The organism is Prevotella sp. HJM029, assembly GCF_000599605.1.
GTDB lineage: Bacteria > Bacteroidota > Bacteroidia > Bacteroidales > Bacteroidaceae > Prevotella.
In genome coordinates this window covers 16677-42057 of sequence record NZ_KK082672.1, presented here as the reverse complement: position 1 = coordinate 42057, position 25381 = coordinate 16677, and the positions used below count along the sequence as shown (strand labels likewise).

The 25381-nt window shown below is 43.2% G+C and carries 18 protein-coding genes; 10 read left to right on the top strand and 8 right to left on the bottom strand.

Going from position 1 to position 25381, the window contains the following annotated elements; all coding sequences use genetic code 11:
* Window positions 1–121: 121 nt before the first annotated feature.
* The 7 genes from X919_RS0111170 to X919_RS0111140 form a co-directional block, all read right to left on the bottom strand.
* Entirely contained in the window at window positions 122–736 is a 615-nt protein-coding gene (locus X919_RS0111170; RefSeq protein WP_028900183.1) for a hypothetical protein, read from the bottom strand.
* Window positions 726–1445, bottom strand: a complete 720-nt coding sequence (locus X919_RS0111165) for a DUF5932 domain-containing protein (RefSeq protein ID WP_028900182.1) — start codon at window positions 1443–1445, stop codon at window positions 726–728. Before X919_RS0111165 ends, X919_RS0111170 begins: the two co-directional genes overlap by 11 nt.
* A complete protein-coding gene (locus X919_RS0111160; RefSeq protein ID WP_051502530.1) occupies window positions 1442–4891 on the bottom strand; it encodes an ATP-binding protein in 3450 nt (1149 codons plus the stop codon). The genes X919_RS0111165 and X919_RS0111160 overlap by 4 nt, the downstream gene beginning before the upstream one ends.
* Window positions 4892–5196: 305 nt before the next feature.
* A complete protein-coding gene (gene thrS, locus X919_RS0111155) occupies window positions 5197–7146 on the bottom strand; it encodes a threonine--tRNA ligase (RefSeq protein WP_028900180.1) in 1950 nt (649 codons plus the stop codon).
* Window positions 7147–7299: 153 nt separating this feature from the next.
* Window positions 7300–8187: an FAD-dependent thymidylate synthase gene (locus tag X919_RS0111150; RefSeq protein WP_028900179.1), complete on the bottom strand. Its 888-nt coding sequence runs from the start codon at window positions 8185–8187 to the stop codon at window positions 7300–7302.
* Window positions 8188–8227: 40 nt separating this feature from the next.
* Window positions 8228–8914 (bottom strand): tetratricopeptide repeat protein, encoded by a 687-nt coding sequence (locus tag X919_RS0111145; protein WP_028900178.1) that lies wholly within the window; start codon window positions 8912–8914, stop codon window positions 8228–8230.
* Complete coding sequence (locus X919_RS0111140) at window positions 8898–11210, bottom strand: transglycosylase domain-containing protein (protein ID WP_028900177.1); 2313 nt, start codon at window positions 11208–11210, stop codon at window positions 8898–8900. The genes X919_RS0111145 and X919_RS0111140 overlap by 17 nt, the downstream gene beginning before the upstream one ends.
* Before the next feature lie 106 nt (window positions 11211–11316).
* On the opposite strand from X919_RS0111140, the gene pyrB reads away from it, so the two are divergent.
* The 3 genes from pyrB to glyA are packed head-to-tail and all read left to right on the top strand — an operon-like array spanning window position 11317 to window position 14045.
* Entirely contained in the window at window positions 11317–12267 is a 951-nt protein-coding gene (gene pyrB, locus X919_RS0111135) for an aspartate carbamoyltransferase (protein WP_028900176.1), read from the top strand.
* Between the two features lie 4 nt (window positions 12268–12271).
* Window positions 12272–12727 carry an aspartate carbamoyltransferase regulatory subunit gene (gene pyrI / locus X919_RS0111130; RefSeq protein ID WP_004379445.1) on the top strand — a complete coding sequence of 152 codons (456 nt, stop codon included), beginning with the start codon at window positions 12272–12274 and terminating at the stop codon, window positions 12725–12727.
* A 37-nt stretch (window positions 12728–12764) separates the two neighbouring features.
* On the top strand, window positions 12765–14045 hold the full coding sequence (gene glyA / locus X919_RS0111125) for a serine hydroxymethyltransferase (protein WP_028900175.1): 1281 nt from the start codon (window positions 12765–12767) through the stop codon (window positions 14043–14045).
* A gap of 478 nt (window positions 14046–14523) precedes the next feature.
* Here glyA and X919_RS0111120 read toward each other — a convergent pair whose 3' ends face one another.
* Window positions 14524–16110: an NAD(P)/FAD-dependent oxidoreductase gene (locus X919_RS0111120; protein ID WP_028900174.1), complete on the bottom strand. Its 1587-nt coding sequence runs from the start codon at window positions 16108–16110 to the stop codon at window positions 14524–14526.
* Window positions 16111–16244: 134 nt separating this feature from the next.
* Here X919_RS0111120 and thrA point away from each other — a divergent pair, with 134 nt between their 5' ends.
* The 7 genes from thrA (at window position 16245) to hisS (ending at window position 25112) form a co-directional block, all read left to right on the top strand.
* Window positions 16245–18680 carry a bifunctional aspartate kinase/homoserine dehydrogenase I gene (gene thrA / locus X919_RS0111115; RefSeq protein WP_028900173.1) on the top strand — a complete coding sequence of 812 codons (2436 nt, stop codon included), beginning with the start codon at window positions 16245–16247 and terminating at the stop codon, window positions 18678–18680.
* Window positions 18681–18746: 66 nt separating this feature from the next.
* A complete protein-coding gene (locus X919_RS0111110) occupies window positions 18747–19010 on the top strand; it encodes a helix-turn-helix transcriptional regulator (protein ID WP_028900172.1) in 264 nt (87 codons plus the stop codon).
* Between the two features lie 84 nt (window positions 19011–19094).
* Window positions 19095–19595, top strand: a complete 501-nt coding sequence (locus X919_RS0111105) for a helix-turn-helix domain-containing protein (protein ID WP_028900171.1) — start codon at window positions 19095–19097, stop codon at window positions 19593–19595.
* An 81-nt stretch (window positions 19596–19676) separates the two neighbouring features.
* Window positions 19677–21611, top strand: a complete 1935-nt coding sequence (locus X919_RS0111100) for a dipeptidyl-peptidase 3 family protein (RefSeq protein ID WP_028900170.1) — start codon at window positions 19677–19679, stop codon at window positions 21609–21611.
* Between the two features lie 11 nt (window positions 21612–21622).
* On the top strand, window positions 21623–22231 hold the full coding sequence (locus X919_RS0111095; protein WP_028900169.1) for a DNA alkylation repair protein: 609 nt from the start codon (window positions 21623–21625) through the stop codon (window positions 22229–22231).
* Window positions 22232–22443: 212 nt separating this feature from the next.
* The gene (locus X919_RS0111090; RefSeq protein ID WP_028900168.1) at window positions 22444–23721 is read left to right on the top strand and encodes an adenylosuccinate synthase; all 1278 of its coding nucleotides are present in this window, start codon (window positions 22444–22446) and stop codon (window positions 23719–23721) included.
* Between the two features lie 14 nt (window positions 23722–23735).
* Window positions 23736–25112 carry a histidine--tRNA ligase gene (gene hisS, locus X919_RS0111085; RefSeq protein ID WP_028900167.1) on the top strand — a complete coding sequence of 459 codons (1377 nt, stop codon included), beginning with the start codon at window positions 23736–23738 and terminating at the stop codon, window positions 25110–25112.
* Window positions 25113–25381 lie beyond the last annotated feature (269 nt).

Genomic DNA, 25381 nt, shown 5'->3' with positions numbered 1-25381 from the left:
TTTAGTTAAACAAGTCTCAGCTATCGTTCCAGCTGATAAACATATAGTGGAACGAATCATCATTTTTTAGTTCCCATTGAGTGATCGTACTATCATTTGCACTTGATTTCGACTCGGAGCGCTATTGTACGCCTATAGAGAAGACAAAAGAGAGAGAGGAGTAGAGTTGCATTGCAGCGATATAGAGTACAAACAAGGGTGCCAAGATATTAACCCCCACACAAAGCATAGAAAAAGCTTGTACGAGTGACGTGAGACGCCCCGAAAAAAAAGCATAACTAATGGCCACAATGCAAACTGAAAACGATAGATAGGGAATAAGACTATCCGAGAAACTGCTGGGAAACAGATGCCCATCGATGTTGAGTAACACCGCGTGAGGCAACAACGTAAGCAATGTGAGAACAGCAAGGAAAACAGCTAATTCAAGCATCACTATGCGCAAGGCCAGCCATTGTCTAAAGTCTAAAGGACGTTTTAATTGTAGTAGTCCGCTGGAGATGAGACATCCGTATCCCATTGTGGCAACTAGCAACCAAACCAAAATGGGCGATGAAAGATTGTTAGAGAATTGTCCAAAAAACCAACGAATTCCTTCGCTGCTAAGCAACGATCGCAGTGGCAAATTGGGTTGAGCGGCAGTGATGAGCCACGAGCCTAAGATCACGAGTAGCTGGCTTACAAGTAGTAATAACATCATTACAGCCAAGAAGTGTTGCACTCTCCTACTCTTCATCGGCATGCAAATTATCGATGTCTAAAATGCGCAATTCTATGGCACGCACCACCAAGCGAGTGGCATTGATACCTGTGCTACTCTCATGAAATAGCTTCTGCACCAATTCACTCTGCCTTTTCTCTAAGCTCTTCACGCCAAATGGCATACCACGCAAGTTAGTGATTTGCTCTTTGGTGTAGCCTAAAGCCAAATGGCGCAAGAAACGCTCATCATATTCATCTATTTCATAATTTACCAAAGCTTCTTGCCGCATGAGCTGATTGGTAACTCCCATTTTAAAACGTGCAACTATCTTCTCTAATATGGGCTGATTGAATACTAATCGTTTACCATCCATGACACTAGCAACATCGTTGCGGGTAAGCATCTCGCCACTCTTGAGAATAATGCCGTCACACCCCGCATCAAGCGCATCAACCCATAGTTTCTCATTGAGAATTTCTCCTGTGAAGATGAGTACCTTTACATGAGAATGCATCTCTTTCGTATGGCGGCAAAGCTCAATACCAATAGTGGTACTACCCCCCAAGCCTAAATCGAGCAATACCAAGTCTGGGACTCCTTGTTTCAGACATTTCCAATAGGCTACTTCATTTTCAGCAGTGCCAATGATTTGTGCCTCAGGAATGTCGTTTCTAAGTATTCCTTCTGTACCTTTCAGTTCAAGAGGCACATCTTCCACAATAATTACTTTAAATGGATTCATAATTCAATTATTTTTTTTATTCTTCGAGGTAAGGTGATGATTATGAGAGTTCCACCAGTCGTGCGTTGACGTGCTTGAATGCCACAAGCACGCAAATTTGTAGCATCACCAATCTCACGCACAATCTGACGACACACCATAAACTCTATGTTGATCGATGACGGCGTGAAAAGCAATGCACACTCATCTGCTGAGAGTTGTAAGGTAGGTAGTTCTACTTCAACTACAATATAGTGTCCATCTTTTTCAATCATGTGGCAATGCATGTGGGACTCATGACTGATTTTTTTGATTAAAGACAACAAGTATTTCGTTAGTTCAGGTGTTACCTTAAGATTTCTCTCAATCTGTAGCATGGCCTGTTGACTCAAAATAGCATAAAGCTGCTTATAATAATGAGCAACTTCACTGATTGATACCAAATCCTTTTCATCAGCATCTACCAATTGCTTGATACGAGAGGGGTAATACATTGTCTCATGTTTCAGAGTTGAAAGACAATTGTCGAGTACATTATTACTCACATGCAATTGTTGACATTCATATTCAATGCGATGGAGTTCGTCGCCTGCTAATTCCAAAGCTATACGTTTTTGTTGTCCTGAAGCCATACTACTTTTCAAGGCAACACGAATTCGCTCAACTACTTCATCGAGCCTTGAATCGGGTGCCTTCAATAAGAAATTTGCTCTATTCCAAAGTTTATCAATAGTACGCAACTTCTCTTCAATTGGTAGATTGGCTGATAAAACTGTATTGATTTTCCCCACACGATCAACAGCCAATCGATAATAAAGCTGGTAGCGATAATAGAGAAAATAATAAGCTGGGAAAATCGAAATTAGTAAAATAAAAAGCAACACAATTGCAACATTCTTGCTATTCTCAGAACGCTGCATCACACGAACATATTCACCCAATGAGTTATCAGCTGATGTTTCTTTAAATAGCTGTGTGTATACACGATTGTTATAATGATAGGCAGCCCACTGATGCAATGCCAAATCAGCAACGGCCGTCTCATTACGTATATCCAAAATAATGTTATAATCTATTTTCACTTTCTGCCGAAACCAATTGATTTCTGCAGGAACCACTTCTGCACCGACATAGCGCAGCGTATCAACAGCCTTCGGATAACTAAGTAGATAATAACGGTTTAAACTTTGCCGACAACTATCTGCATAGGATAATGTCTTCTCATAGTGTCCTCTGAGATTAGAGAAGTAGGCACTATCGGCAAAGCTTGCAGCCTGTTTGAGTAGATAATGGGGGCCAGCCCATGATGAAATAGTACCCAGTAGCACACTCAACAGCAATAACACGCGTTGTAGGCCTTGTGGTAACCGAAATTTAAAGTTACTCCCTTTACCTAGCTGGCTATCTACAGTGAGTGAACATACTGAGAAGATGTTGCTTATTTTACGATATTTTTCAATAATCCCTTTGCAATTCATAAGTCCAAACCCATGCGATTGCTCAATATCTTCTTGTCCTTTTCCTGGAAAAGACTCATCCGCAATTATCTTATGCTCAAATAAATGAGTTACTTGTTCAGACGACATTCCTTCACCATCATCTCGAATGGCAATTTCAACGGCATTCTCCTCTTCAAGGATTTTACTCGAAATCCAAACATGTCCCCCCATATGCGTATACTTACGTGCATTGTCGGCCAACGTATTAAGCATGAAAAGAGTGAGCGTTTTATCTGCCTTCACAATAGCAGTTGAAGGCTCAATTATCAACTGAATACCTTTTCTTTTGAAACTAAATCTGCTCTTTTCAACGATAGTAAATAAATCTTGCAAGGCAAAACGTTCAATATTAAGACTGAGTTGTCCCTGCTTCAATTGAATCCACTGAGTTAGAACATTATTATATTCGTTAATTTTGCTGGCTAACTCTCCTATGTAGGTATAACGTACAGCACGGTCTGTAGCTTTCTCCTGCCGATGTTTCAACACATACACTTCATGTAAAATGCGATCGATAAGTGGTGTGATAATATTTACCAAAGCAACTTTGGCACGCTGTTCTATATTGCGCCGTAAATTATTCGACAAATGGAGCTCTGCTACCACACGCTGCTCTTCCACAACTTGCAACGCCTCATCAATTTGCTCTAATCGTTTTTCTTCTTCTACTTGCCACTGTTCTAAGGGCGCCAGCAACTGCTCTATCGAAAATTGTTTATCACGATGTCGACGCATTTGATCAAATACTACTAATAAAAATAACACAAACACAATCATCGTGGCGACAGCAATAAGCATGCCATTAAGCAAAGTTGCCGACTTATTAAGTTGATCAGCACGTGCCTCAAGTTGCTTGTCTTGTCGAGTTTGTTCTTGCAGATCTAAATAAATATTTCTATTATAATCGCTTTGTGCCTTATCATCAATAGCAGCAAATACCAATGACATCTGCTCACGGATGGAAGACACCAAGTCAGGAGCACGATTAATAATTGTATCACTCAAAGCATTATCTAAACACATTCGTGCCGATTTATAATCTCCAATTTGCCAATAGCATTGCGCCAAAGTTCGATAGGCTCCAGCAATCTGATAGACATCACCAAACTTTAGGAACATGTTGAGCGAGCGCTGTGCTAAATTACCAGCCAAAAGCGAGTCTGGCATATTATCAATATTGATATGCTGAATGAAAGGAATATTGTTACGAATTAGGAATTTGCGTTCAGAAGGATCTATTAAAAGCTCGCTAATAGCCTGCATTGCATTTGCTTCCCAAAAAATATAATGCTTGTGACATGCTAATTCATAGCAGCGCATCAAACAATCGAATTCTTTTTGTGCAATCTCTTCACTACTCCCCTTATCGATGATATTCCCTGTACCTAAGTTGTAATAATAGGATAGTAGCTGTGCTGTGTCTTGTTGAATGGCTCCATAGGGATCTATTTGTTTTAAAGCTTCCATAGATTGCCTTTTCAAGCCGACATAATAATAATAGGTAGATGTGATAATATCGAACTCAGTTTCAGCATAAGTAAATCGCCTTTGCTGTGACTTGGTTAGGTATTTCCACTCCTCACGAATGCGATGCAATCGGCGAAGTGCCAATTCACGATAAGTGTAGAATGCTTTATTGCGTGACTGGCGCTGACAAAGGCGCATCGCTTGTACATCACTCACGAATAATTCTATTTGGTTGTCAGTTATCTTCATTGCCTTGTTCAACAGTGCATTGGCTACATGATAATTCATACGTGCTGTAGCTACAAATGCTAAGTTATTGAGTGCCTCGGCTTGGCCTTCATTGTCGTGTAAACTCAAAGTAAGTGCTTGATTGGCGTAATACTTGGCAGAATCTAAATTGCGATAGTGAAAAGCATAAGATTTATGGTTGAGCATATCAACCTTTTGCTTCTGTGAAGAAGTACAACCACTTAGTAGCAGTAGGATTAGGCTGATAAGCATAAGCAACAGCTTATTGGCTAAATTGTGATATAAAAATATGATACGTGCCAATGTTATGATGAAATTCGTAATTAGCATGGCAAAAATAGCAAATTCCATTGACATTTGAAAGTAAAAGCCTTATTTAAGAGCTTATAGTATTAAAGATTCGCCACAAAAAGATCTATTTAATCTCTATATTTTAAATTAATAAAGGACATATAGGGCTTTTTGCCACTAAATGTCCTTTATGAGAAAATATTGATAGCAGTAAATACAATCAATAGACTCTTTTGTTAGAGGATATTCGTACTAAAGATGCTTTTTCAGTCCAAGCCCTTAAGTTGTAGTTCTACTTCACCATTAATACGTTGTGCAAAATCATCAATGGACATTGTTCCTTGCTCGCCACCACCTTGCTGGCGCATTGAGACTAAACCTTCCGCAGCTTCTTTCTCGCCGACAATGAGCATATATGGAATACGTTTTAATTCATTATCCCTTATTTTACGACCTATTTTTTCATTACGATCGTCGATAATCGCACGTACGTTGGCTGTACGAAGCTGCTGCTCCACTTTACGTGCATAATCATTATATTTCTCCGAAATTGGGAGAACTGCTACCTGATCTGGAATAAGCCACAAAGGGAAATGTCCTGCAGTATGCTCGATTAAAACTGCTACAAAACGTTCAAGTGAACCAAATGGGGCGCGATGGAGCATCACAGGTGTTTTCTTGCTATTGTCTTCTGCAGTATATTCCAATTCGAATCGTTCTGGCAGGTTATAATCCACTTGGATAGTACCCAACTGCCATTTACGACCAATAGCATCTTTCACCATGAAATCTAATTTAGGTCCATAGAAAGCAGCTTCTCCAACTTCTTCATGTGCCTGTAAACCCTTTTCTTTGCAGGCCTCTCGGATTGCATTCTCACTTTCATCCCAAATTTCATCTGACCCAATATATTTTTCTTTATCATTAGGATCACGCAATGAAATTTGCACCTCGTAATTATTAAAATTGAAAATCTTGAAAACTTTAAGAATAATATCAATATTATTCTCAAATTCTGTTCTTACCTGATCTGGACGTACAAAGATATGTGCATCATCCTGCGTAAATGTACGCACACGTGTTAGACCATGTAACTCACCACTCTTCTCATAGCGGAAAACGGTTCCAAATTCTGCAATTCTGAGGGGTAAATCTTTATAAGACCTCGGCTTACGTGCATACACTTCACAATGGTGGGGGCAATTCATAGGTTTAAGCATATACTCCTCATCTTCCTCTGGAGTATGAATAGGCTGGAATGCATCCTTTCCATAATGAGCATAATGCCCAGATGTAACATAAAGGCTTTTGCCACCGATACCTGGTGTAATCACTTCTTGATAATTGTAAGGACGGAGTAGTCCACGTAATAACTCTTGTAAGCGGAGACGTAATAGAGTTCCTTTGGGCAGCCAAATAGGTAATCCCTTACCCACGCGCTCAGAGAACATGAACAATTCCATTTCCTTTCCAATTTTACGATGATCACGTTTTTTTGCCTCTTCCAGCAAAAGTAGATATTCATCTAATAATTTCTTCTTGGGAAATGATATGCCATAGATACGTGTCATTTGCTCACGTTTTGCATCCCCCCGCCAAAAAGCACCTGCAACATTTGTGAGTTTCACTGCTTTGATGAGTCCTGTTGACATCAAGTGTGGCCCACGACAAAGGTCTGTAAAGTGTCCTTGCGTATAGGTCGTTATAGTGCCATCCTCCAAATCTTGGTCGATATGCTCGTACTTATATTCTTGACCATCGGCTTTAAAAGCCTTTAGTGCATCTGCCTTCGAAATCTCTTTACGAATGACAGGCTCATCCCTCTTGGCCAATTCTAACATTTTAGCTTCAATTTTTGGAAGATCATTTTCTGAAATGACCTGGCCTTCGGCAGGCATGACATCATAAAAAAAGCCATTCTCTATGGCTGGACCAAAACCAAACTGGATGCCAGGATAGAGCTCTTGTAAGGCCTCTGCCAGTAAATGAGCTGATGTATGCCAGAATGTTTTCTTACCCTCCTCATCATCAAACTTGTAAAGCGCAATAGTTGCATCTTCATTAATAGGACGATTTAACTCAATTGTTTCTCCATTAACACCGCATGACACAACACTACGCGCAAGAGCTGGTGATATGCTCTCTGCAATTTGGATTCCTGTTATACCCTGCTCATAATCACGGACAGAGCCATCAGGAAAAGTAATTTTAATCATATTGAAATTTGTTTTATCCATCTTTATACAATGCAAAGTTACGTAAAAAAGGGCGATATAGAGAAACATGTATCTAACAAATTCTACTTTTTACCCAATTGTTAATCTACGTTCTTCCTTTATCTTCAACTAAGAAGACCTTTTTAAAAGTGATTATAACCATCCATTCTGCTTAAAAACTTCATAAAGTGGCATAGCTATAGCTTTTGCATCTGGGTGGGGAGCCCCCGTTGTCCCTAAAGCTCGTAAATCAAAAAAATGTTTCCAATCATGTAAGAATGCAGTATGAATAAGTTCTGTATTTACGTCTAAGGGTAATACTGCACGTGCCTCTTGTGGCTTCCTCCCCAATGCAATGAGTTGCATATAAGCAAATTCGGCAGCAAGATTAGCAAACAGCCAGGCATCAAAGTCCGTCCAATTTGTATTACCATTACTGTCGGCTATAGAACGGCAGTAGTTTATAAACTGCATATTGAAATTGCCTGCTTGTTCTGTCTCAGAAAACTTCTCACAGTTGGTAATCCATTCTGGAACGTTAATATTAATTTCACCCCCAAATTTATCTTTACTATAATTACAATAGCGTGTAGACTGCTCTGCCATGGAGTGTGAGCGATGACGATTAAATTCGCGTGTAATGGAAACTTGTGTGGTAAAATGAACTGTGATACGTGGTTCATGCTGAGGTTGTTGCTTAGAAAAACATTGCAAATCATCCATCCACCCTTGTTCTACCAGCACACGGAGGTTGGTCGTAATATAATTTTTCGTATCTAATGTATGGACAACAGAGAATGGATTTTGGATATACCGTTCAGCCAATTTTGCTTGTTCTGTAACCAAATATACCGTCCCATGTTCGAGCATGGCTGTATGTTTTGAAGCTATGAGCCGCTCAACAAAGGGACGTGCTGACCGATTATCTACATGATTTTCACTTTTGTAGCATACACGTCCTGCTCGTTCTATCATACGATAGATACCGTCAATTCCAGCCTCTTGCTGCCATATTTCAAATAAGGGTTGTAGAAATTTCATTGTTTCATCTATTTATATTTTTATAATTCTGTTATTGATGCTATAATCTCTTCTTTATTCTTTCGAAAAAAGGCTTTAATGCCATTTTGGGAATACCTAAAATTATTAGCTTTTGTAAATCGTTCTCTGCCTTTCCATATTGTTTTAAAGTAATCCAAATATCTGCACGAGCCAGCAAATAATCTGTATTATCAGGTGAACGTCGGATAGCCTCCGTATAATCAAATATAGCTAAATCATATTGCTGATGCTCACGTTCTAAATTTGCACGTGCAGCATAGGCAAGTGTACTATCAGGAAATTGCATCACTAAGCGATTAAGTCCGTCTAAAGCTTCTGTATGATGATTGTCCCTTTCATTGAGTAGTGCTAATCCCAACTGTGCTTCAAAATTACCAGGAACGAGATAGAGCAAGTGCTCATAGTCTAAGCGAGCAAAAGAATAACGATGAAGCTGTTCATTGACAAAAGCACGGAAATATAATGCAGACAAATTATTTGGCTCCTGTGCAAGCACCTTATCGTATTCACCTTTAGCATAATCCCATTCGCCAAGTTGGACATTCCAGGATGCTTTCTTTAACCTTAAATCAAGGCTATCTGGGTGATAGTTAAGAGCCTCTGTAGCCACTTTTAAGCTATCCCGTAGGGGATTATGTTGAGCATAAGCGCAGAGGTTATGTACTAAGACAAAGAGAAATATAAGACACTTATTCATAAACCTCATCTATTTGATTACCACTCGAATCGTTATCTTGATTCTTACAAGGGTCAAATCCATCAGGTAAGTCGAATTTAACTTTACTACTATAACCCAAAGTGTGATCATTATAGACCTTTCGCATGAAATAGGCCCATATGGGTAATGCCATTGTTGCACCTTGCCCCATGGCCATATTATCGAAGTGAATATCTCGATCTTCACCTCCTACCCAAACTCCAGAAACTAACTGAGGTGTAAAACCAATGAACCAAGCATCGCTATTGTTATTGGTTGTTCCAGTTTTCCCACCAATTTCACCTTCAAAGTTGTACTTATAGCGTAATCGACCAGCCGTACCACCATCAACCACACCTTGCAACAACACCAACATTTTATTGGCACTTTCTGCGCTAATAACTTCGTTCATGCGTGGCTGAAATGTTGCAATAACATTCCCTTCATTGTCCTCAATACGCGAAACAAATAGAGGTGCCGTCCGGATACCATGATTGGCAAAAGTAGAATAGGCGCTCACCATCTCTGCAACACTTACATCACATGGACCTAAACAAAGCGACATCGATGGATAGATATTGGGAGTATTAATACCAAATTCGTGTAGTGTAGAAACAAATAGACGTGGATTCAGCTTACTCATAAGATAGGCCGAAATCCAGTTATTACTGTTTGCTAATCCCCATTTCAGCGTAACCATTTGGCCATAGCGTGCACGCGAGGCATTACGTGGTGTCCAAGGCCTACCTGCTACAGTATAAGTCTTTTGAACATTTGGAGCAACATCGCAAGGCGAAAAACCATTTTCCATAGCCAAAGCATAGAGGAAAGGTTTAATAGTTGAACCTACTTGCCGACGTCCCCCTGTTACCATATCATACATAAAATGATTATAGTCCAATCCACCGACATAGGCTTTGACAAATCCCGTCTTAGGATCCATACTCATGAAGCCAGCACGTAAAAAACTCTTATAGTATTTAATAGAATCCATGGGGGTCATAGTTGTGTCAATATCCCCATGATAGGTAAAAATGGTCATATCAACAGGCCTATTAAAAGCAGCCTTAATTTCTGCCTCGCTTGCTCCTGATGCCTTCATATCGCGGTAGCGTTCACTTTGAAACATATTGCGATTAAGAATTGAATGCAATTGTTGGGGCGTTAGCTTCTCCGTAAAAGGTGCGTTTTTTTTACTCTTATTCTCGCGATTAAAAGCTGGTTGGAGGAACTTCGCAACATGTCCATATACTGCTTCCTCCGCATAAAGTTGCATGCGACTATCCAATGTTGTGAAGACTTTCAGCCCATCCGTATAAATATTATAGGGGCTTCCATCTTTCTTAAAATTCTTATTGCACCATCCATAAAGTGGGTCTGTTTCCCAAGCCAAAGAATCTAATGCATATTGCACACGATTCCATGCTGGATAACTCTCTAATTTGGGCTTTTCTGCCATCATATATTGGCGTAAAAACTCTCTAAAATAAGTTGCATTTCCATCTTTGTGGTCTGTGCGATGGAAATTTAATGCTAAAGGCATCTCACAAAACTCTGAGTACTCATCTTCATTCAAGTAGCCAGCCTTTAGCATTTGACGCAAAACAACATTTCGGCGATCCCGTGCACGCTCAGGAAAACGGACAGGATTAAATAATGATGGATTCTTGCATAATCCCACTAACATAGCAGACTCTGTTGTCGTTAAGTCGGCTGGTTCTTTGTTGAAGTATGTGTTTGCTGCAGTCTTAATCCCTACAGCGTTATGCAAAAAGTCGAAGTAATTGAGGTATAAAGCAATGATTTCCTCTTTGGTATAGTAGCGTTCTAATTTCACCGCTATAACCCACTCTATAGGCTTTTGCAAGAGACGCTCTAAAGAACTATGTACCTGTATAGAATATAATTGTTTGGCCAATTGCTGGGTAATGGTTGAACCTCCACCAGCTGATGCCTGGCCAAATAGACCTCGCTTTATCAAAGCGCGCCCTAAGGCTATAAAATCAATACCGCTATGTTCATAAAAACGTTCGTCTTCTGTTGCCACTAAGGCATGAACCAAATGTTTCGATATCTTATTATAAGGAACGACAATACGATTTTCTTTATTTAAATTATAGGTTCCCATCACTTTGCCATCCGCCGAATACACTTGCGTTGCAAAACGATTGATAGGGTTTTGTAAATCTTCAATAGCGGGCATATACCCAATCCAGCCATTCCAAATAGCTGTGAAAGCTAAAGCGGTTCCTGCTATTGCACATAACAAAATCGTCCACAAGGCGTGGACAAAGACTTTTCTCATTTCATTTAATTTTGGGCAAAAATACAATTTTTCTCTGAAATACCATAGTATAATCAGAATTTATCCCTACCTTTGGACTGGTTTTCAACATCAATAACATAACAATATGCACAATTTTGTGACCATTGCCGATTTGACGAAAGAAGATATATTGTATCTCATTCAAATGGCACAAGAGTTTGAAAAGAATCCTAACCGAGAATTATTAAAAGGGAAGGTCGTAGCAACATTGTTTTATGAGCCATCCACACGAACACGGCTTAGCTTTGAAACGGCGGCCAACCGATTAGGCGCTCGCGTTATTGGTTTCAGCGATGCCAAGGCTTCGAGTGTGTCAAAGGGCGAAACGCTGAAAGACACCATTCTCATGGTGAGCAATTATGCCGATGTCATTGCCATGCGACATTATATAGAAGGTGCGGCACAATATGCTTCAGAAGTAACGCGGGTGCCTATCATCAATGCAGGAGATGGTGCGCACATGCACCCTTCGCAGTGCTTGCTTGATCTCTACACCATTTATCAGACGCAAGGGAAATTAGAGAATCTCAATATCTATCTTGTCGGCGACTTGAAATATGGGCGCACGGTGCATTCCCTTATCACGGCAATGCGTCATTTTAATCCTACATTCCATTTCATTGCACCTAAAGAATTGAGTATGCCACAGGAATATAAACTTTATTGTAAACAACATCACATTGTTTACCACGAGCATACTACATTCGATGCAGAAACCATTGCCGATGCCGATATTCTGTATATGACACGTGTACAAAAGGAACGATTTTCCGATTTGATGGAATATGAACATGTGAAAAACGTGTATATTTTGAGAAATGACATGCTGCAGCACGTGAAAGAGAATATGAAGATACTTCATCCGCTTCCGCGCGTAAACGAAATTGCTTACGATGTGGATGACAACCCACATGCCTATTATATCCAGCAGGCGCAGAATGGGCTTTATGCACGCGAGGCCATCTTCTGCCATTGTTTGGGAATCACATTAGATGATGTCAAAAACGACAAAACAATTATTCAGTCAAAATTCTAACATTATGGCGAAAAAAGAAATGCAGGTGGCAGCCATTGAAAATGGCACGGTAATCGATCATATCCCGGCAGAGAAAACCTATTTAGTGGCCGACCTCCTTGACTTGAAGGCTTCCACGATGCCTGTCACCATTGGCTATAATCTTCCATCAAACCGCATTGGTAAAAAAGGAATCATTAAAATTACAAATAAATTTTTCACCGACGAAGAAATTAGTCGCCTCAGTGTTGTTGCGCCCAATGTGGTACTCAACATTATTAAAGACTATGAAGTGGTGGAAAAGAAAATGGTTGAAACGCCACAAGTGCTACGAGGCATTGTGCGCTGCAACAATCCTAAGTGCATCACCAACAATGAGCCGATGGCCACACTTTTCCATGTTGTCGACAAAGTGCACGGCGTAGTGAAATGCCACTATTGCGACAAAGAGCAAAATATGAACGAAATCAAGCTCGTATAAGAATTGTCATTTATCCGTAAAACATAAGGTAACAAATATGAGAAGAGACCAAGAAATCTTCGATTTAATCGAACAAGAGCATCAACGACAACTCAAAGGCATTGAACTTATTGCTTCTGAAAATTTTGTCAGTGATGAAGTCATGGCGGCCATGGGGTCATGCCTCACCAATAAATATGCCGAGGGACTTCCCGAAAAACGCTATTATGGCGGCTGTCAGGTGGTAGACCAAGTCGAAACTTTAGCCATCGAGCGGGTGAAGAAGCTATTTCATGCGGCTTATGCCAACGTGCAACCCCACTCGGGTGCACAGGCCAATGCAGCAGTGTTGCTGGCGGTGCTGAAGCCCGGCGACACGTTCTTTGGCCTGAATTTAGAACAGGGCGGCCACCTTTCACATGGCAGCAGCGTCAACACCTCAGGCCTACTCTATCATCCGGTGGGTTACAATCTCAACCGCGAAACAGGTCGTGTAGATTACGATGAAATGGAACAATTAGCGCACCAACACAAGCCCAAACTCATCATCGGTGGCGGTTCGGCCTACAGCCGCGAGTGGGACTATGCCCGCATGCGCAAAATCGCCGATGAAGTGGGCGCTTTGCTGATGATTGACATGGCCCATCCGGCAGGACTTATCGCTGCCGGCTTGCTGGACAATCCTTTAAAATATGCCCACATCGTCACCAGCACCACCCACAAAACATTGCGTGGTCCGCGTGGTGGAATCATTCTTATGGGCAAAGATTTTGAGAACCCCTGGGGGCTGACCACCAAGAAAGGCGAAGTGAAAATGATGAGCACCCTGCTCAATTCGGCCGTTTTCCCAGGCACACAGGGCGGTCCGCTCGAACATGTCATCGCTGCTAAGGCTGTGGGCTTTGGCGAAAACCTGCTCCCCACGTGGAAGACCTATGCGCAGCAGGTGAAAACCAATGCGGCAACATTGGCTGCCGACCTTATAGAGCGTGGCTTCACCATCATCAGTGGCGGAACCGACAACCACTCTATGCTGGTGGATTTGCGCAGCAAATATCCCGAGCTCACGGGTAAGATGGCAGAGAAAGCGCTGGTTGCGGCCGACATCACAGCCAACAAAAACATGGTGCCTTTCGACACGCGCAGTGCGTTCCTCACCTCGGGCTTGCGCCTTGGCACAGCAGCCATCACCACCCGTGGCGCGAAAGAAGATTTGATGCATCTCATCGCCGCGCTCATTGAGGACGTGCTCAATCATCCTGAAGATGACCGCGTGATAGCTCAGGTTCGCGAGAAGGTGAACGCCACAATGAAAAACTATCCGCTGTTTGCTGATTAAAGGCATCGGGGCGTTTGCATGCGCAGCCATGTAAACACCCCACTATGGGATGCAGAAACAAGGAAGGAGCACACAGAGTGGCTCCTTCCCTTTTTTGATAGCATAGCGGCATATTTTTCAAGAAAACACCCCAACTACACCCTGTATCTGGGTGGTTTTTCAAGAAAACACCCCAACTACACCCCGTATCTGGGCGATTTTTCAAGAAAACATCCCAACTACACCCCGTATCTGGGTGGTTTTTGAGAAAAGCACCCCAACTACACCCCGCATCTGGGCGATTTTTGAGAAAAGCACCCCAACTACACCCCGTATATGGGCGATTTTTGAGAAAAGCATCCCAACTACACCCCGTATATGGGCGGTTTTAGGTATCGGGAAATAGCACATCGCATCCGTTTTTAAAAGCGGATGCGACGACTTCTTATTGCATTGTATTTGGGAACGAGAACAAAGGAAAAGAAGCGACCGATAGCTGCTACAAGCCGTCGACATAGTGTTGCGCCATCTCGGCACAGCGTTCGCCATCCATACCCGCAGAAACGATGCCACCGGCATAGCCTGCTCCTTCGCCACAAGGGAAAAGTCCCCGCAGGCGCACGTGCTGCAAGGTTTCGCGGTTGCGTAAAATGCGGACAGGGCTCGATGTTCGGGTCTCGACGGCCATCATCACCGCTTCATTGGTGAGAAAGCCATGCGCTTGCCGCCCAAAGGTTTTAAAACCCTCTTGCAAGCGTTGCACAATGAAAGGCGGAAGCCAAAAATGCAGGGGACTGCTCACCAATCCGGGGGCATAAGAACTTTTGGGCAAATCATAGCTCAGCCGACCATTCACAAAGTCGGCCATGCGCTGTGCCGGTGCGGTTTGCCGCATGTTGCCTTGTTGCCAGCAGAGCCGTTCTACATGCTCTTGAAAGCGCATCACGCACAAGGCATCATCACCAGCTTCGGCAAAGGCCTGCTGACAATCTTGCGGTTCCATCTGCACCACCATGCCACTGTTGCTCCATGCTGTGCCGCGGTTGCTGGGACTCATGCCGTTCACCACAATCTGCTGTTTGTCGGTGGCGGCAGGAATAACAAAACCGCCCGGACACATGCAGAAACTATAGACGCCACGGCCTTGCGCCTGGGTCACAAACGAATATTCGGCTGCAGGAAGATAGCGGCCACGACCATTTTTGTTGTGATATTGAATTTGGTCGATAAGCTGGCTGGGGTGCTCCAAACGCACGCCCACGGCTATGCCTTTGGCTTCGATTTCGATGTTGGCATCGTGCAAATAGCGGTAGACATCGCGTGCGCTGTGCCCCGTAGCCAAAATCACAGGTCCGCGGAACGTGCGTTGTGCACCGTTTTGCAAGTCATGGGCTTCCACGCCCACCACTTCTTCACCTTGTATTAAAAGCCGCGTCATTTGCGTGAGGAAATGCACTTCGCCACCACATTGCAAAATGGTGTTGCGCATGGCCTCTATCACGCGTGGCAGCTTATCAGTGCCTATATGGGGGTGCACATCCGAGAGAATGGCTTCAGAAGCACCATGCTGACAAAACACTTGCAAAATCTTCTCCACGCTGCCGCGCTTTTTGCTGCGCGTGTAGAGCTTGCCATCGCTGTAGGCTCCAGCTCCACCCTCACCAAAACTGTAATTGCTCGTGGCATCCACCTGCTGCGTCTTCGTGATGAGTGCCAAATCCTTCTTGCGGTCGCGCACATTCTTTCCACGTTCCAGCACAATAGGACGCAAGCCCAATTCAATCAGCCGAAGTGCTGCAAACAAGCCACCCGGGCCGGCACCCACCACAACAACCGATGGTTTGCCCGAAACATCGGGATAATCGACACGCGCAAACGGCTCGTCTTGCGGAAACTCATTGATGTAAACGCGCACTTTGAGATTGATAAAAATCTGCCGTTGCCGTGCATCAATACTGCGCCGCAACACACGCACCTGGTGAATGGTGCGCACATCAATGCCATGCGTCTCTGCCACATAGGCCTTGATGCTGTCTTCCGTAAATGCTACGGCAGGTGTAACTCTTATTTGCCATTCTTGAATCATGCGTGCAAAGTTACCCAAAAATGGCCACACCCTCGCAATCTCTCGCCCTTTTTGTTGGGGATGCGCGCAATAATTCGTATTTTTGCATCGTGCTCTTCGGGGGTAACATCATTCCCAATTTAAATGTATTTTTCATGAAGGTATTAAAATTTGGAGGAACATCCGTAGGCTCTGTAGAAAGTATTCTGAGCCTAAAACAGATTGTTGAAAATGAAGCGCAGCATGGCGATGTTGTCGTGGTGGTGAGTGCTTTAGGTGGCATCACCGACCAGCTGTTGGCCACTTCGCTATTGGCGCAGCAACATCGTGACGAATGGAAAGCATCATTCGACGCCATGGTTGCACGCCATCACAACATGATTGCTTGTATCATAGGCAACACAGACGTGCGGCAACAGTTAGCACAGCAATTAGACTCCTTGTTTGAGCAACTCCGTAGCATCTATTTTGGCGTTTATCTGGTGCACGACCTCAGTGAGAAAACCACCAATACGATTGTGAGTTATGGCGAACGTCTGTCGAGCCTCATTGTTGCCACACTCATAGAGGATGCACAATGGTTTGACAGCCGCAGATTTATCAAAACAGAGCGCACCAATCACAAAAACATGTTAGACAACGAGCTCACCAACCAATTGGTGAAGCAAACATTTGCCCAGCAGCCTCACATTGCCTTGGTGCCAGGTTTCATCAGCACCGACCGCGACACGGGCGAGATTACCAACCTCGGGCGTGGAGGAAGCGACTACACAGCCGCCATCATCGCTGCGGCTTTGGATGCTGAGGTGTTAGAGATTTGGACCGATGTCAACGGCTTTATGACAGCCGACCCACGCGTCATCAAAGAAGCCTACACCATTGCCGAACTCAGCTACATCGAGGCCATGGAGCTGTGCAATTTCGGTGCCAAGGTGGTCTATCCGCCAACCATCTATCCCGTTTGCGTGAAGAACATTCCCATCAAAGTTAAAAACACCTTCAACCCCACGAATCCCGGTACCACTATAAAGGCCGAGATTAGCGATGACCATAAACCTATCAAGGGTATCAGCTCCATCAATGGCACGGCGCTTATTACCGTCACCGGCCTCTCAATGGTGGGCGTGATTGGTGTCAACCGGCGCATCTTCACCGCCCTGGCCAATCGGGGCATCAGCGTGTTTATGGTGGCGCAGGCATCGTCTGAGAACTCTACAAGTATCGGTGTACGTGACGAAGATGCCGAAAAAGCCGCACAAGTGCTCAACGAAACCTTTGCCGCCGAGATCGAAGATGGTGCCATGTTCCCCATGCATATCAAGCGCGGTTTGGCCACTGTAGCCATCGTGGGAGCCAACATGAAGGACTTGCCCGGAAGCGCGGGCAAACTTTTCGGCACTTTGGGACGAAGCGGCATCAGCGTCATCGCCTGCGCACAAGGGGCGAGCGAAACCAATATCTCGTTTGTGGTAAAAAGCGAGAGCCTGCGCAAGGCGCTCAACGTCATCCACGACTCGTTCTTCCTCTCCGAATACAAGGTGCTCAATCTGTTTATCTGCGGTGTGGGAACCGTGGGCGGAAAACTAATCGAGCAAATCCGCCAACAATACGAAACACTCAAAGCGCGCAACCAACTGCAACTAAATGTGGTGGGCATAGCTAGCTCAAAACGTGCCATCTTCAACCGCGAGGGTCTCTATTTAGACCATTATCATGAGGCATTGCAAACAGCTCAACTTAGCACGCCCGAAACATTGCGCAACACCATCACCGAGATGAACATGTTCAACAGCGTGTTTGTGGATTGCACCGCCAGCCAAGACATTGCCGCGCTCTATCAGCAATTTCTCGACCACAACATCAGCATCATCGCAGCCAACAAGATTGCGGCCAGCGGACCATTCAACACGTATGCCGCACTCAAGCAAACGGCGCTGCAACGCGGCGTGAAATTCCGCTACGAAACCAATGTGGGCGCCGGCCTCCCCATCATCAGCACCATCAACGACCTGCGCAACTCGGGCGACCAAATTCTGCGCATCGAGGCCGTGCTGAGCGGCACGCTCAACTTCATTTTCAACGAAATCAGTGCCGAGGTGCCCTTCTCTGAAGCCGTGCGGCGTGCCCAAGCAATGGGCTACAGCGAGCCCGATCCACGTATTGATCTCAGTGGCATCGACGTAGTACGTAAGTTGGTCATCCTTGCCCGCGAGGCAGGCTATGTTGTCGAACAAGCTGATGTCGACAAGCAACTTTTCATTCCACAGCACTATTTTGAGGGTACGCTCGATGAATTTTGGCAGATGCTACCACTGTTGGATACAGAATTTGAGGCTAAACGCCTGCAGCTTGAGCGCGAAGGCAAGCGTTGGCGCTTCGTGGCCACAATGGATGGGCAGAAAACGTCGGTGGCATTGAAGGCTGTCCCCCATAGCCATCCACTCTATCAGTTGGAAGGTAGCAACAACATCGTACTGCTCACTACTGCACGCTATAAAGAGTATCCCATGCTCATCCAGGGCTATGGTGCAGGAGCCAGCGTCACGGCGGCCGGCGTGTTTGCCAATATCATGTCAATAGCTAACATCTGACATGCCATTTCCACGTTCCACAACCCACTTTTCAAAAGGCAAGAACAATTCCACCTGAGATGGATTTTGCGCACAGCCAGTCTGCTGCTGCGCTACACCGATATGTCCATGAGCGAAGTGGCTCGGCGCAGTGGAGCCGGATTGCGCACCAGCCTTTATTATATGTTTCAACGCGACTACAACTATCCGCCTTCTCAAGAACGTGAAAATGCCGAGCACGACAGCCTGTGGAAATATAGAATCATGGAGTGGAAATGCGTAAAAAAAGGTATAATTACAAACATAAACCATCGTAAAGACAAAGAAAAGTTGGGAAAGGACTGCTTTTAGCAAAATAATTGTACAAAAGATTTGATTTATTGATTATTTTATATATTTTTGCGAAGACATAAGAAATCAGTTAAATTTAGTATTATGGCGAAGTATAATATTACCGAGAAGCGGGAGAAAGAAGCGGCCTATCGCACCTTAGTCAATCCGAAATTGATGGATGAATTGAAAGAGAAGATTCTCAACACTATTCTTATCCAAAAAAAGTATAAGGATAGAGATTATTCTGCCAAGCAATTAGCAACCGACTTAGGAACCAATACCCGCTACATCTCAGCCGTTGTGAATGTGAGATTCCACATGAATTACACATCGCTCGTCAACAAGTATCGCATTGAAGAAGCGATGACCTTGCTTGTCGATCGACGTTATAAACACCTAAACATGGAAGAAATCTCAGATATGGTTGGATTTGCTAATCGTCAATCGTTTTATGCTGCTTTCTTCAAAATCAATGGGTGCACGCCGCGGGAATATAAGTTAGCCAACTTTCGCAGTCATCCCCGCCTGAATGCTGAACCCAAGAAACGTGGTAGAAAACCTGGAACGAAGAACAAAGTTAAGACACTTGACAAAAATGCGTAAACACTATTCAAAACAAAACTGTCCACAGAAGAACATAAAAAATCTTGCTGTGGACTTTTTAATTTTTTAGTATATCAACAAATGAATTATATTGACGAAAAATTTGCCGACATACAAATGTTACGCTATGAGTTGACAGGATTTAAACAACTCACACGGCAGCAGAAAGTTTATATTTATTACTTATCCCAAGCAGCTTTAGCTGGTCGCGATATCACGTTTGACCAATTCGGGCGCTACAATCTCATGGTCAGGAGGGTGCTAGAGAGCATTTTCGAGCACTACACAGGGCCACGCGACACCGAGGCGTTTCAGCAACTTGTCGTCTATCTTAAACGCATCTGGTTTTCGAGTGGCATTTATCATCATTACAGCTATGACAAGATTGAGCCCCAGTTTAGCGAGTCGTTTTTCACTTCGCTCTACCAAGTACTCCCCTTCTCCACCTTAGGCTTTCAAACAGCGCATGAGAAAGATGCGACGCTGCCACTTATGCGTCAATTACTTTTCGACAAAACATTCATGCCAAAGCGTGTAAATAAGCGTGATGGTGTAGATCTTGTCCGCTCCTCGGCATGCAACTTTTATGAAAACTTGACGCAGCAAGAAGTGGAAGCCTATTATGCTGCCGAGAAAAAGCACTCGGAAAACAACCGCATTTCACATGGCTTAAACACACGGCTCATCAAGAAGGGTAATGAGATTGTGGCGCAATGCTATCGTGCGGGGGAGTATTATGGCGATAAAATAAGCCAAATCATCTATTGGCTGACTTTAGCCAAAGACTGTGCCGAAAATGATCAGCAGCGAAAGGTGATAGCTCTTTTAATCCGGTATTATCAGACGGGCGACTTAGAAGTGTTTAATGCCTATACCATTGAGTGGCTCAAAGCGCAGGCGGGCGATGTCGATTTTATTAATGGTTTTATTGAGGTCTATGCTGATCCCTTGGGGTTAAAAGGCTCTTGGGAAGGATTGGTAGAATATAAAAACCACGAAGCAACCCGACGCACGCAACTTATCAGTCAAAATGCGCAATGGTTTGAAGACCATTCGCCTGTCGATAATGCCTTTAAAAAGAAAACTGTGAAAGGCATTACCGCAAATGTCATTTGTGCAGCAATGCTCGGTGGCGATGAATATCCATCGACAGCCATTGGCATCAACCTGCCGAATGCCGACTGGATCAGGGCTGAATATGGTTCGAAAAGCATCACCATCAGCAACATTACAGATGCCTATAACAAAGCCTCGCGGCATAGTGGTTTTATGGAGGAATTTGTTATTGATGAACCAACGTTGCAGTTGATACGGCAATATGGCGATTGCTGCGACGATTTGCATACCGATTTGCACGAATGCTTGGGACATGGCAGCGGGCAAATGCTACCCACCACGCCTTCGAATGCCCTCAAAGCTTATGGCAATACGATAGAAGAAGCGCGTGCCGATTTGTTTGGTTTATATTACATTGCCGATGAGAAGTTGGTGGAATTGGGGCTCACTCCCAATCAAGAGGCTTATAAAAGTCAGTATTATACTTATATGCAAAATGGGCTGCTCACACAGTGCGTGCGCATCAAGCTGGGCGAGGACATTGAGGAAGACCACATGCGAAACAGGGCTTTAATAGCTAATTGGGCTGTCGCTTTAGATGCAAATCACGAGACTATAGAGATTGTAGAACATGAAAATAAACATTTTATAGCCATAAAAGACTATGCCAAATTGCGCGAGATTTTTGCATTCCAACTCAAAGAAATACAACGCATAAAGAGCGAAGGAGATTTTGAACAAGCGCGATGGCTCGTTGAGAAATATGCTATTCATATTGACAAGGCACTCCATCAAGAAATGCTCGAACGTTATCAACGACTCAACATTTCGCCCTATAAAGGTTTTATTAATCCCTGGATGAAACCTGTCTATGGAGAAACAGGGCAGGTTGTAGACGTCACGATTGACTATACTGAAAGTTATACACACCAAATGATGCGCTATTCAAGCGAATTTTAAAGAGAACAAAAATGAACACAACAGAAGCATTGCGAGAGATAAAACAATCTTTTCGACTGTATATGAATGGACCTGCTGCGCAATCGATGCGGCAAAAAGGGCTGAATTATAAACTAATATGGGGCGTTTCGCTGACCGATTTAAAGGAGATTGCTAAGGAATATGCACCAAATGCCGAATTAGCTCTGGCTCTTTTTCAAGAACCAATCAGAGAATGTAAAATACTATCGATTCTCTTGATGCCCATTAAAGATTTGCAAGAGCATACCGCAGAAGTGTGGATGAATCAGATAGAAACGCAAGAATTGGCTGAGATTTTTGTGTTGCATCTACTACAGCATGAACCATACGCCAACATGTTGGCCTGGCGCTGGATGGAAAGCAACAGACCATTGACGTTACTATGCAGTTTTAATCTTGTAGGAAGGTTGTTTACACAAGGCGTACTGCTGACAGAAGCGCAATGTGAAAGTTTTATCCATGCAGCACAGCAAGCACTCTTGGCAAACGATATTTCTCTGCAACATACGGTGGCAAATGCCATTCTAAGTCTATATGAAGCAGATGAAAAATTTGCAGAGACAATGCGTCGGCACTTCCCACATATTGTAGAATGGTAGAGCCAAATAAACGGCGTTATATTTTTATCTTTAAACTATAATGCTTACCTTTGTGCGAAGATAAATTCAAGGGTATTTCAAGGATGAATGTTTTATAGAAGCAAGTGTACATCATTTTAGTGCCGAACGCTGGTTTCTTAAGACTATAACAAGAAACCATCACAAAGTGAAATTAAAGTAATAAGAGAATAACTAATTTTCTATCAAACGATATGAATACGATAAGTAAAGTAGACGTCTTGCTGGGATTGCAATGGGGCGACGAAGGAAAAGGTAAGGTCGTTGACGTGTTGACACCCAACTATGATGTCGTTGCTCGCTTTCAAGGTGGCCCCAATGCAGGGCATACTTTGGAGTTTGAAGGTCAAAAATACGTACTCCGGTCTATCCCATCAGGAATTTTCCAAGGCGGAAAGATCAACATCATTGGTAATGGTGTCGTGCTGGCGCCAGATTTATTTATGAAAGAAGCCATTGAGTTAGAAAAGAGTGGACATCCTCTGGAAACACGGCTACATATCTCGAAAAAGGCTCACCTCATCATGCCTACGCATAGACTATTGGACAGAGCCTATGAAGCACAAAAAGGCGATAAGAAAGTGGGGACTACAGGAAAAGGAATCGGCCCTACCTATACAGACAAAGTGAGTAGAAATGGCCTGCGTGTAGGCGATATTCTTTCCGATTTTCAAGAAAAGTATCTGGCTCACAAGCAACAACATTTAAAAATGTTATCTGCATTAGGTTGGACAGATTTCTCAACCCTTGAGGCCGAAGAGAAAGTGTGGATGGAGGGTATAGCGTATCTTCGTCGTTTTAAGTTAGTTGATGCTTCACACGAAATAGATAGCATGCTCAAACATGGGAAGCGTGTGTTGTGTGAAGGAGCACAAGGTACGATGCTCGATGTTGACTTTGGCTCCTACCCTTTTGTTACATCTTCTAACACGATTAGTGCGGGTGCCTGCATCGGACTGGGTGTTGCTCCTAACAAAATCGGCGAGGTTTATGGTATCATGAAAGCCTATTGCACGCGTGTAGGATCAGGGCCTTTCCCCACAGAATTGTTTGATGAAACAGGAAAGAAGTTGCGTGATTTAGGCCATGAGTATGGTGCTGTAACGGGACGTGAACGGCGTTGTGGCTGGGTAGACTTGGTACAATTACGTTATTCTGTGATGTTAAATGGTGTGACCCAACTTATCCTCATGAAAAGTGATGTGCTCGACACGTTTGATACCATTAAAGCATGTGTGGGCTATCAGCTAAAAGATGGAACGACGACAACCGATTTCCCATACGAGATAGACGATGTTACCCCCATTTATCAAACATTTGAAGGTTGGAAGACAGATTTGACTCACCTCACATCTTCCTCGGAATTTCCAATAGCATTTAGAGATTATATTGCATTCTTGTCGGACTTTCTTTCTACACCAATCAAGATTATATCATTAGGTCCTGACAGAGCGCAAACCATTATATTATAAAAATAAAGACAATTATGGCACAGAAACCATCCATTCCAAAAGGTACAAGAGATTTTGGGCCTGTGGAAATGGCAAAACGAAATTATATTTTTAACACTATCCGAGAGGTCTATGCACGCTATGGCTTCCAGCAAATTGAAACACCTGCTATGGAAACGTTGCAAACCTTAATGGGGAAATATGGCGAAGAGGGCGATAAACTGCTCTTTAAAATTTTGAATTCGGGTGATTATCTCAAAAAAATAAGCGATGAAGAGTTATTGGCTCGTCAGCCTATTCATTTGGCTAAACTATTGGCCGAAAAAGGATTGCGCTATGATTTAACCGTACCTTTTGCACGCTATGTAGTACAACATCGCGAGGAATTGCAACTTCCATTTAAGCGTTATCAAATACAACCTGTCTGGAGAGCTGATCGTCCTCAGAAAGGTCGCTATAGAGAATTCTATCAATGTGATGCAGATGTGGTAGGGTCTGATTCACTTTTAAACGAAGTTGAGTTAATTCAAATTATCGACACTGTATTTACTAAATTTGGAATCCGTGTACAAATAAAAATCAACAACCGTAAAATCTTAACAGGAATTGCCGAACTTATAAATGAGGCAGAACGTATCACTGACATTACTGTAGCTATTGACAAAATAGAGAAGATTGGGGTTGAGAAAGTAATAGAAGAGCTTCAGGCGTTAGGTATCTCTGATGCGGCTATCAATAAGCTTAGACCAATCCTCATACTCACGGGAAGTAACGAAGAAAAATTGGAGACCATGGAGGGGCTCTTGCAGGTTTCTGAAATCGGAAAAAGTGGACTTGACGAGACACGCTTTATCCTAAATACGCTGAAGGCTGTAGGATTGAAAAATGAAGTGCAGCTCGATTTATCCTTAGCACGTGGATTAAATTATTATACGGGAGCCATTTTCGAAGTAAAAGCCTTAGATACCCCAATGGGAAGTATCACGGGCGGAGGACGCTATGATAATCTTACGGGGATATTTGGTATGCCAGGATTAAGTGGAGTTGGCATATCATTTGGTGCTGACCGCATTTATGATGTACTCAACACCTTGGATCTCTATCCCAAGGAAGCTATAACCACAACCCAACTGCTTTTTATAAATTTTGGAGAAGCAGAGACTACCTATAGCCTTCCATGTGTGGCTAAAGCGCGTGAAGCAGGTATACGAACAGAAATTTATCCTGACTCAGCAAAAATGAAAAAGCAGATGAGTTATGCCAATGCAAAAGAAATACCCTTTGTTGTATTGGCTGGTGAAGAAGAAATGGAAGCTAATAAATTCACACTCAAAAACATGCAAACGGGTGAACAAGTCACACTCACAGGTGAAGCACTTGTTCAAACAGTAGCCACATATCAACAGCAGTAAGATGGGAAGTGTACTTTTGACTGGTAGAACGTAAAATAAGACAAAGGCTATCCATCATATTTGATTTATCGCTCAATGCATTTATGTAATGGGCGATAACTTTTCTGATATTGCACATTCAAAAGTAACTCTTATCAGAAATTAATGTATTAAAAAGGAAAGAATACTTCTCCATATTGATAAAATGAAGTAAAGAGCATAAAGGGATGTATTCTGTTTAGATTGTGTATAAAAAGCACGATGGAAAGAAGCATTTAATGGATAGATAG

Excerpts from the sequence above, each read along its gene's own strand:
- X919_RS0111170 (WP_028900183.1), bottom strand. The coding sequence starts at position 736 with ATGAAGAGTAGGAGAGTGCAACACTTCTTGGCTGTAATGATGTTATTA.
- X919_RS0111165 (WP_028900182.1), bottom strand. The coding sequence starts at position 1,445 with ATGAATCCATTTAAAGTAATTATTGTGGAAGATGTGCCTCTTGAACTG.
- X919_RS0111160 (WP_051502530.1), bottom strand. The coding sequence starts at position 4,891 with ATGCTTATCAGCCTAATCCTACTGCTACTAAGTGGTTGTACTTCTTCA.
- thrS (WP_028900180.1), bottom strand. The coding sequence starts at position 7,146 with ATGATTAAAATTACTTTTCCTGATGGCTCTGTCCGTGATTATGAGCAG.
- X919_RS0111150 (WP_028900179.1), bottom strand. The coding sequence starts at position 8,187 with ATGAAATTTCTACAACCCTTATTTGAAATATGGCAGCAAGAGGCTGGA.
- X919_RS0111145 (WP_028900178.1), bottom strand. The coding sequence starts at position 8,914 with ATGAGGTTTATGAATAAGTGTCTTATATTTCTCTTTGTCTTAGTACAT.
- X919_RS0111140 (WP_028900177.1), bottom strand. The coding sequence starts at position 11,210 with ATGAGAAAAGTCTTTGTCCACGCCTTGTGGACGATTTTGTTATGTGCA.
- pyrB (WP_028900176.1), top strand. The coding sequence starts at position 11,317 with ATGCACAATTTTGTGACCATTGCCGATTTGACGAAAGAAGATATATTG.
- pyrI (WP_004379445.1), top strand. The coding sequence starts at position 12,272 with ATGGCGAAAAAAGAAATGCAGGTGGCAGCCATTGAAAATGGCACGGTA.
- glyA (WP_028900175.1), top strand. The coding sequence starts at position 12,765 with ATGAGAAGAGACCAAGAAATCTTCGATTTAATCGAACAAGAGCATCAA.
- X919_RS0111120 (WP_028900174.1), bottom strand. The coding sequence starts at position 16,110 with ATGATTCAAGAATGGCAAATAAGAGTTACACCTGCCGTAGCATTTACG.
- thrA (WP_028900173.1), top strand. The coding sequence starts at position 16,245 with ATGAAGGTATTAAAATTTGGAGGAACATCCGTAGGCTCTGTAGAAAGT.
- X919_RS0111105 (WP_028900171.1), top strand. The coding sequence starts at position 19,095 with ATGGCGAAGTATAATATTACCGAGAAGCGGGAGAAAGAAGCGGCCTAT.
- X919_RS0111100 (WP_028900170.1), top strand. The coding sequence starts at position 19,677 with ATGAATTATATTGACGAAAAATTTGCCGACATACAAATGTTACGCTAT.
- X919_RS0111095 (WP_028900169.1), top strand. The coding sequence starts at position 21,623 with ATGAACACAACAGAAGCATTGCGAGAGATAAAACAATCTTTTCGACTG.
- X919_RS0111090 (WP_028900168.1), top strand. The coding sequence starts at position 22,444 with ATGAATACGATAAGTAAAGTAGACGTCTTGCTGGGATTGCAATGGGGC.
- hisS (WP_028900167.1), top strand. The coding sequence starts at position 23,736 with ATGGCACAGAAACCATCCATTCCAAAAGGTACAAGAGATTTTGGGCCT.